Source organism: Desulfovulcanus sp., assembly GCF_982781345.1.
In genome coordinates this window covers 1-6,451 of sequence record NZ_CEYAEZ010000088.1, presented here as the reverse complement: position 1 = coordinate 6,451, position 6,451 = coordinate 1, and the positions used below count along the sequence as shown (strand labels likewise).

The following is a 6,451-nucleotide window of genomic DNA, read 5'->3' as shown; positions in this document are numbered from 1 at the left end:
TGCACTCTTCAATTGTGTAGTAATTTGAGGATGTTAATCGTGTCAGAAAGTTGAGATATATAGTTAAACAAATAATTTCCACTGCGAAAATATAACCATCGAAAATTATTTGTTTTTTTAGCCATTAACTTTGACAAATTCTTTAAGAGAACTGGTAACTCAAATCCTGCACTCAACTTTTCTATAGGTGCAGGGCTCTCTAAACTATGGCTATGAATTTTATGCGTAAAAAAAGTTTATTCACACCGTTTTCCCTGCCGGTCTACTTTTTTTCTTTAACAATTATGGCAGGTACAGTGCTCTTACATCATCCTATTAGTCTGGCAAAAGGACCAATAACCTGGATAGACGCGCTCTTTACAGCCACTTCAGCTACCTGCGTCACAGGTCTTATTGTTGTGGATACGGGTTCTTTTTTTTCTCCTTTTGGACAGAGCGTTATCCTAGTTCTTATCCAATTAGGCGGGCTGGGAATAATGACTTATACGAGTTTGGTCTTTTATCTGTGGCGCAAGAAAATTACCATCACTGACCGAATTGCCGTAGGTCAATCCCTTCTTCATGATCCCACTTTTCATCTGGGAAAATTTTTGCAACAACTAATAATCGCTGTTTTAATTATTGAACTTTTGGGAGCAATAGTTTTATATTTTCTCGATCCGCACTTTTTTTCTCCATTTTCAGCAGTTTTCCATTCTGTTTCTGCCTTTTGTAATGCTGGGTTTTCCCTGTTTAGCCAAAGTCTTATGCCTTGGCGCTCTTCCTGGACAGTGAATTTGGTGTTTATCATTTTAATTATCCTGGGCGGACTTGGATTTGCTGTGCTAGTGGAATTGAAGCAAGCGTTTTCTTTTACTTTTTATAACTCTAGAAAGCCAAGGTATAAAATAAGTTGGCAGAGCCAAGTAGTTTTAAGCACTACAGCTTTTTTAATTTTATTTGGCTGGATTACCATTTTTTGGGCAGAATTTTTTGGGCAGCGACACAATTTAAGTCTTTCCGAACATATTTTAACTTCTCTTTTTCAATCTGTAACCTGTCGTACTGCCGGATTTAACACGCTGGATATCGGGCACATGACCCATGTTTCCATGCTAATTATGATCCTACTAATGTTTGTTGGCGGCTCGCCGGGATCATGTGCTGGCGGAATAAAAACGACAACCTTCCGTGGGCTTTTGGCCCTGGCTGTGTCCAACATTTTGGGTCGCAAACAATGTGTGATCGGCAAATTTGCTCTGGATGAAAAAAGCTTGAATAAAGTTATAACGTTGGTAATTTTTGCTATAGTCTTGATTTTTACCTCCACCTTACTCCTTTTAATCAGTGAAGGGGGGGATTTGCCACATCCGGAGGCAAAGGGACAGTTTTTGGAAATTCTTTTTGAGGTTGTCTCAGCTTTCGGGACAGTAGGGTTATCTACCGGTCTTACTCCAAAATTAACTTTTTGGGGCAAGTGTATCATAATTTTTCTTATGTTCGTAGGTCGTCTTGGCCCAATAGTTTTTTTGACTCTGCTCCAGAGCTGGCAGACCAAAGAACGCTTTTCCTGGCCGGAGAGTTCATTGCTTATCGGATAAATAGTTAAATAGTGAATGGTAAGGTGGCGAAAAGAATGTACGAATAAATTTTCTACAACCTTTTATAAGAGTCTGTGGCCAAACCCCATTTTAACCGCTGAATGAAAGTCTTGGTTTCTGAAATGCCTTACAAACGGCTTGGGTAACCCAATCTTAGTGATGCTTGCGGAAGAACAGAGCATCGGGATGAATGGACTAAATATTTTGCGATACTGACCATAACTATCGATAATAAAAAGAATATTTGTTTACCCAAAGTATCCCATTATGCTCTGTCCGCAAGCAAGCCTTAGATGGGTCCAAGTCTTTGTACCAGCATGAAAGAAACCAAGACTGAAATAACCCATGGAAATTAAGTTGATAAAAAGGTTCGGCTACAAGTTCTTAACCAATAAACTATTTAACTAAATTCCCTAAGGAGGAGAGAGTGCCCAAATATGAAATAGGTATTATTGGTCTAGGGAAATTTGGTTATTTTCTTGGTCAATCACTCACTGATCTAGGCCATACAGTGCTGGGTATCGATAATGATTCGGAAAAGATCAAACGGGCTCAGGATGTGCTGACTCAAGTCTATAAAGCTGACGCCACAGACAAGGCTGCACTGGTCCAATTGGGCTTGGCTGAACTTACCCATGTGATTATCAGTGTCGGCCATTCCATGGAAGCCAGCATTTTGATCGCACTGCACTTGAAGGAATTGGGGACCCAAAATTTATGGTGTAAAGCTGTAAGTACTGAACATGAAAAGGTGCTGAAAAAAGTTGGCGTGGACCATGTAATTTTTCCGGAGCGTTTTGCTGCTGAGCAATTGGCTAGGGAACTGGTCATACCAGGTCTTATAGATTATCTACCTCTGGGCAAAGGAGTAATCTTACAAGAACTGAGGGTGTCCAAATGGGCGGGTAAGACCCTGCGGGAGTTGGATTTGACCAATAAGTATGGTATTCAGGTAGTAGCCATTAAACAGACTGGTGAGGCAGAATTCAAATTTGTTCCTAAAGCGAATACGGTTTTAACCAAAGAACACATTTTGGCTGTTATTGGCAAAGAAGAGGCCATCAAAGACTTAGAACCATGATGAGCTTCTTAATGTTGTTATTACGCAGCAAAGCTCTGCTGTTATTACGCCTTTGCTAACGCTCAGGCTGTTATTTGTTCGCTTCGCTCACGTTATTTGCCTAACGAATCCTTAATTCATCCAGTCCAGAACGGGCACACCTGAGATCAGGCCTAGTTTAGTTAAGTATTGTCCAAATAGAACCAGACTCGCCATGTGCTTAAAGTCCAAGTCATAATCCATCAACTGCCAGTAATTAACTACCTGTTCTTCGGTAAAATTTTGTTTCGGGTAAACAGAGGCTAGTTGCTTCAAATTTGACCTGATTTTTTGTTTTATTTCGGCAAGTTCTGCACACAATAAATGAACAATCTTTTTTTGTGCCGAGCTTAAGTCTTTATTGACAATCCAAACAGCAAAGACAAAAGGAAGACTTGTAAATTCATACCAGGCCTGGGCCAAGTCAATGACCACCCATCCCGGAGGGGGATTGAGATAGATCTCTAACGCCTTATCTCCTATCTCTAAAAATGGTTTGTTTGTCTGCAGCCCCGTGCCAGGAGGAATTTTACGCCACTCAGGCTGAGGCAGGTGCCAGGCAAAGGCCCATAAAATTTTTAACAACGCCACAGAGGTTGCCGAGGCCTCACTCAAAAAAATTTCTTTTTCTTTTTGTAAATAAACGGAAAGGTCTTTAAGCTCTACCGGCGAGCAGAAAATGACGCTCTGTACTTTCTTTTTGGCACTGATACTTAAGCAGGGCAATAGTTTATATTGTTCGGCATAAGCCAGATACTCAAAGGATGAAGACGGGGAAAGATCCAGTTCTTTTTTTTGCAAAATCTGGTTTAACCAGGCAGGATGCCCAGAAATATAACGTATCTTATCTTTAAAAGGGAGCCTTTTTAAATAATAAAAAATTGGCCAGATATTTAAATAAGAAATCTGGCCAATTTTAATTGTTTCTTCAGACATTAAATTCCAGCTCACTTCTGGTACTTATTGTTAAATGGTAATGACTTTATCCGCTAGTTGAAGGCTGGTGACCACATCAAGCATATTCGTGGTCTGTCCGACCCTCTTTTGATCCAGGAGTTGAAAAAAATCAAGACATGTTCCACAAACTAAAATTGACACTCCAGCCTGCTCAAGTTGCTGCAAAGACTCAAGCACCGGGCTATTGTCAGTGGCTAGCTTAACACCTGAATTAACTAAAATAATTCGCCATAACTTATCCATTTCAGGTAAGGTGGCCAGAAAGTTGACCATTAATTTATGGCCTAATTGGTCATCACCCATTCCGATTTTATCTTTGGTTATGAAGATAAGGGTCTTGAGCTCGCCTTGCGATGTTTTTGGTTCTGGCTTGCTCTTTTGTTCAGAAAGGTCGTCAGTTTTTTGCTCTTGGGGAGTACATGTGGCGACAATCTGCCAGTCATTCCCTTTTTTTTCAGTAGCCAGCAGTTTATAGTTTTGCATGTTTAAAAATCTGGTTACATTTTCTTTAGCCGGTTCATTGTCCACATAGACAATGAGCTTTTCTGGTCTTTCTTCATCTATAACCTGTTTACACTTTAAAACCGGTTGCGGGCAGGGTAAGCCCTGACAGTGCAAAATCTTTTCACTCATAATTTTCTCCTTTGAAGTACTTTAGAGTCTGTGGCCAAAAGAGTCTGTGGCCAAACCTCATTTTGACCACCAGATTAAAAATACTGGTGTCTTGAATGCATTGCAAAAGACTGGGAAACCCATCTTGGCGAAGCTTGCGGATAAGCAGAGCATCGGGGTGACAAGGCTAAATATTCCGGGACTATTTGCCATAATTATCGACAATAAAAAGAATATTCATTTATTCTAAATATACCATTATGCTCTGCCCGCAAGCAAGCTATAGTTGGGTCCAGGCATTTGCACCAGCAAGAAAGAAACCAGTATTGAAAAAAATATGAAACATTGTCCTCTGGGTAAGGTTTGGCCACAGACTCTTTAGCTGCGACATTTAAATATTTCCTCTAATTTCATGACTGATTAACCGTAGAGAGACATGATAATAATATATATAAGTTAAAAAGTATAACTAATTTAGTTAATTAAAATAATCAAACCGCTAAAGTCAATAAAACCAATCTTTAAACCTTGCCTTGAATTAGTTATCCAAATATATTTCATTTTTCAGGGATTTAAAATGAAGATTTCACCCGAAAAAATTGCTCCGATTCTCTCATGCCTGGTCAAATTCTGGTCAAAGACTCTGAATTATTCCAGGGTGTCCTATAAACCTGTTCAGGTCACAAGGCAAAGACAACCTGTTGTCTTTGCCTTGTGGCATAATGAATTATTTCCCCTTTGCTATCTTCACCGTCATGAAGGCGTTATAGCTGTTGTAAGCGCTAGCCAGGACGGAGAACTTTTGGCCCAGGTTTTAAAACGCTTTGGCTTTAATCTGGCCCGGGGCTCTAGTTCCAGGCAAGGACTTAGAGCACTGCTTATGGCCGCAAAGATGATGAATAATCTCAAAAAAGATGCTGTCTTTACAGTGGATGGGCCCAGAGGGCCAAGGCACAAGGTGAAAAAGGGGGCTATTTTCCTGGCTGCCAGGAACAAGGTGCCCATTGTGCCGGTTCGGGTAAAAATGAGCAGGGCTTATGTTTTTAATAGGGCCTGGGATAAATTTCAGTTACCTCTGCCCTTGTCCTCGTGCGAAGTCATATATGGTCAACCATACCTGGTCCCTGAGAATTTTGATCCTGAATTTTTAGAACAAGAGGCGTTAAGGTTAGAGAATAAGTTAAAAAGTTTAGTGGTTGATTAGTTGAGTAGGGGAAATGCAGGAACTTCTTTACAATTTTTTGTTTTTATCAGGCCAACGCTTAAGTTTTCAGGGCTGCGCAAGATTTGGCAGGGCAATCGGTCGACTTTTATGGTTTATGTTGCCTGGCAGAAAGGATTACGCTGTCCAAACTATAGCTGAAAGGCTCGAATTAGATAGGCTTCAGGCCGAAAGAATAGCTCTGTCTAGCTTTGAGCAAACAGGTCAGTCATTCTTAGAAATTTTTCTCACGCGCAAAGTCGATTTCAGGTTCTGGCAGGAAAATTTGATTGTACATGACCAGGAAAATCTGTCTCTAATACGAAATACCAAGCGGCCCGTTGTGGCTGTAACCGCTCATTTAGGGGCCTGGGAACTGATGGCAGGTCTTATGAAACTGTTTATGCACCCAAGACCTGGCCAGATTGTAGTCCGTTTGCCCAAAGATAGGGCACTAGGAAATTTGATTAAACATCAGCGTAGTCAGAGTGGGGTGGAAATTGTTGAACATCGGCGGGCAGCTCCTCGGGTGTTGCGTTGTTTAAAAAGGGGAGGAGTAAGTGCTTTTTTAGTTGATCATAATTGTCTGCAAAATGAAGCCATTTTTATTCCCTTTTTAAACAAAAAAGCAGCGGTAAATATGGGACCGGCCCTTTTAGCCTTGCGGGGCAAAGCTTTGGTATGGCCTGCATTTCTAGTGCGCCTTCCAGGGCAAAAATATAAATTTTATTCATTTTCGCCTCTGGATACAAGAGAGTTAGAGGGCTCAAGACAGGAACAAATTGCCCAAATTGCCCAGTTTTATACCCAGAAAGTGGAACAAATGGTCAAGAAATACCCTGAGCAATGGTTCTGGATGCATAAACGCTGGAAAACAAGGCCAAAAACCCTGTAATAAACAAAAACTGTTATTAATTATCTGACTCAACTTTCTGAGTTAATTTGCGAGCGCATTTTCTTCAATGCTAACAAAGAGTTGGACACATCTAAGGCTTGCTTGCG

Annotated in this window: 6 protein-coding genes; 4 read left to right on the top strand and 2 right to left on the bottom strand. The window is 40.7% G+C overall.

Annotated features, from left to right (window positions below):
• The first annotated feature begins 206 nt into the window (after positions 1 to 206).
• A complete protein-coding gene (locus tag AC3WVG_RS10900; protein WP_488798143.1) occupies positions 207 to 1,580 on the top strand; it encodes a TrkH family potassium uptake protein in 1,374 nt (457 codons plus the stop codon).
• 427 nt (positions 1,581 to 2,007) lie between these two features.
• Entirely contained in the window at positions 2,008 to 2,661 is a 654-nt protein-coding gene (locus tag AC3WVG_RS10895; protein WP_488798142.1) for a potassium channel family protein, read from the top strand.
• Between the two features lie 111 nt (positions 2,662 to 2,772).
• On the opposite strand, the gene AC3WVG_RS10890 is transcribed toward AC3WVG_RS10895, so the two are convergent.
• Positions 2,773 to 3,615: a menaquinone biosynthetic enzyme MqnA/MqnD family protein gene (locus AC3WVG_RS10890; RefSeq protein WP_488798141.1), complete on the bottom strand. Its 843-nt coding sequence runs from the start codon at positions 3,613 to 3,615 to the stop codon at positions 2,773 to 2,775.
• Positions 3,616 to 3,645: 30 nt separating this feature from the next.
• Complete coding sequence (gene yedF / locus AC3WVG_RS10885) at positions 3,646 to 4,269, bottom strand: sulfurtransferase-like selenium metabolism protein YedF (RefSeq protein WP_488798140.1); 624 nt, start codon at positions 4,267 to 4,269, stop codon at positions 3,646 to 3,648.
• A gap of 556 nt (positions 4,270 to 4,825) precedes the next feature.
• Here yedF and AC3WVG_RS10880 point away from each other — a divergent pair.
• Positions 4,826 to 5,452, top strand: coding sequence for a lysophospholipid acyltransferase family protein (locus AC3WVG_RS10880; RefSeq protein WP_488798139.1), 627 nt, complete (start codon positions 4,826 to 4,828; stop codon positions 5,450 to 5,452).
• A 13-nt stretch (positions 5,453 to 5,465) separates the two neighbouring features.
• Entirely contained in the window at positions 5,466 to 6,344 is an 879-nt protein-coding gene (locus AC3WVG_RS10875; protein WP_488798138.1) for a lysophospholipid acyltransferase family protein, read from the top strand.
• The last annotated feature ends 107 nt before the right edge of the window (positions 6,345 to 6,451 follow it).